Source organism: Micromonospora sp. NPDC047753 (assembly GCF_040642735.1).
Lineage (GTDB): Bacteria > Actinomycetota > Actinomycetes > Mycobacteriales > Micromonosporaceae > Micromonospora.
The window spans coordinates 1-2,713 of record NZ_JBEYSL010000697.1; the positions used below are offsets into that span (position 1 = coordinate 1).

A 2,713-nucleotide genomic window follows, 5' to 3' on the forward strand; every position below is an offset into this window, starting at 1 on the left:
AACGAGTCGGGCCTGTAGGTCGTGGCGCCGCGCGTCGTCTCCATCGAGGCCGACGGTGGATCCCGATCGACCCGGCCACGCTCACCCCACCCGCGTGGCGGGACCTGGTCACCTCCCGAGGTCTGGGCCGGGAGGTGCCGCTGCGGATGACCGACGACGCCGACCCGTCGTACGAGCCGTGGCAGCCGACCGGCGAGCCGAACGCGGTGGACCGGGCGATCGCGGCCACCCGCAAGACGGTCTTCCCGCTGCTCGGGCTCGACCCGCACGATCCGCGGGACTGAGCCGGGCCGTTCGGTGACGAGTCTGGACCAGCCGGTCGACGTGCTGCTCAGCGATGGCAGCACGGTCCAGTTGCGACCGATCGACCCGGCCGACGCGCCGGGCATCGTGGCGATGCACAGCCGGTTCTCCGAGCGCACCCGCTACCTGCGGTACTTCTCGCCGTACCCACGTATCCCGGAACGGGATCTGATCCGTTTCGTCACTGTGGACCACCACGACCGGGAGGCGTTCGTGGTGCTGGCCGCCGACCAGATCGTCGCGGTGGGCCGGTACGAGCGGCTCGGCCCGCAGGCCCCCGAGGCGGAGGTGGCCTTCGTGGTGGAGGACGCCTACCAGGGGCGGGGGATCGGCTCGGTGCTGATGGAGCACCTGGCCGACGCGGCCCGCCGCAACGACATCATGAGCTTCGTCGCGGAGGTGCTGCCGGCCAACGGGACGATGTTGCGGGTCTTCGCCGACTTCGGCTACCAGGTCCAGCGCGAGTACGCCGACGGCGTGGTCCACCTGAGCTTCCCCATCGCGCCCACCGAGGCCAGCCTGGAGGTGCAGCGCGGCCGGGAGCACCGCACCGAGGCCCGCTCGATCGCCCGGCTGCTCGCCCCGCGCGGCATCGTCGTCTACGGTGCCAGCGCCACCGGCCAGGGCGTCGGCGCGGCGGTGCTCGGGCACCTGCGCGACGGCGGGTTCACCGGTGCGGTGGTGCCGGTGCACCCGAGCGCGTCGACAGTGGCGGGCCTCCCCGCGTACCCGTCGGCTGTTGCTGCCGGAGCGCCGGTGGACCTGGCGGTGGTGGCGGTCCCACCGGAGGCGGCGACCGCTGTGGTCGCCGACGCCGCCGCCGCGGGGGTGCACGGCCTGGTGGTCATCTCGGCCGGCTTCGCCGAGGCCGGCGGCGAGGGCGCGGCCACCCAGCGGGCGCTGGTCCGCGCGGCGCACGCGGCCGGCATGCGGGTCGTCGGCCCGAACTGCCTGGGCGTGGCCAACACCGACCCGACGGTACGCCTCAACGCCACCCTCGCCCCGGCGTTGCCGCCGGCCGGCCGGGTCGGCATCTTCAGTCAGTCCGGTGCGTTCGGGGTGGCGCTGCTCGCCGAGGCGGACCGGCGGGGCCTCGGGCTGTCCAGCTTCGTCTCGGCCGGCAACCGGGCCGACGTCTCCGGCAACGACCTCCTGCAGTACTGGCAGGACGACAGCGGCACCGACGTGATCATGCTCTACCTGGAGACCTTCGGGAACCCGCGCAAGTTCGCCCGGCTGGCCCGGCGGATCGGCCGCGCCAAACCGGTGGTCGCGCTCGCCTCGCCGGCCCGCCCGCCCGGGGTCGGTGACGCCGCCGGGCCGGACGAGGTGGCGGTGGCGGCGCTCTTCGCCCAGTCCGGGGTGATTCGGGTGGACACCGTGCCGGAGCTGCTCGACGTGGGTGTGCTGCTGGCCAACCAGCCGTTGCCGGCCGGCGGCCGGGTCGGTGTGGTCGGCAACTCCTCGGCCCTCACCGGGCTCGCCGCGACCGCCTGCGTCGGGCACGGGCTGAGCGTGGCCGACGGATACCCCCGCAACGTCGGGCCGAGCGCCGGCGCCGCCGAGTTCGCCGCCGCGCTCGCCGAGACGGCCGCCGACGAACGGGTGGACGCCCTGGTGGTGGTCTTCGCCCCGCCGCTTCCCGGCCAGCTGACCGAGGTGGACGCCGACGTGACCGCCGCGCTGCCGGCCGCCCTCGCGTTGGGCAAGCCGACAGTGGCGACGTTCCTGGTCGGGCGGCTGCCACCGGGGGTGCCGGCGTACGGCGGCGTGGAGGAGGCGGTCCACGCGCTCGCCCGCGCCCACCGGTACGCCGAATGGCTTCGCCGCCCTCCCGGGGTGGCACCGGAGCTGCCCGACGTCGATCGGGCCGCCGCGCAGGCCGCGCTCCGGGCCGACGGCACCGACCCGGGGGCGCTGCTGGCCGCGTACGGCATCGACGTGGTGGCCTCGGTGTCTGTCGACTCGGTCGACGCTGCTGTCGACGCGGCGGCGCGGCTGGGCTTCCCGGTTGCGCTCAAGGCTGCCGCTCCCGGGCTGCGGCACCGACTCGACCTCGGCGCGGTCCGGCTGGACCTGCCCGACGAGCCGACCCTCCGCCGGGCGTACACCGACCTGGCGGCGACCTTCGGCGCGGACGCCCTGGTGCAGCCGATGGTCCCGCCCGGCGTGGCCTGCGTGGTGGAGGTGGTGGAAGACCCCGCGTTCGGGCCGGTGGTCGGCTTCGGCCTGGGAGGGGTCGCCACCGAGCTGCTCGGCGATCGGGCCTGGCGGGCGGTGCCGCTGACCGACACCGACGCGGCCGAGCTGGTCGACGAGCCTCGGGCTGCGCCGCTGCTGCGCGGGCACCGGGGAGCCGCGCCGGTCGACCGGGCGGCCCTGGCCGATCTGCTGCTACGGGTGGGTGTGC

1 protein-coding gene and 1 pseudogene are annotated in these 2,713 nt (G+C 75.5%); both read left to right on the plus strand.

The window, feature by feature from the left end; genetic code table 11:
• Window positions 1–284 (plus strand): annotated as a pseudogene (locus ABZ749_RS33315) (hypothetical protein); the annotation flags it as partial.
• Window positions 285–297: 13 nt separating this feature from the next.
• On the plus strand, window positions 298–2,713 hold a 2,416-nt coding region (locus ABZ749_RS33320; RefSeq protein WP_357234953.1), incomplete at its 3' end, for a GNAT family N-acetyltransferase.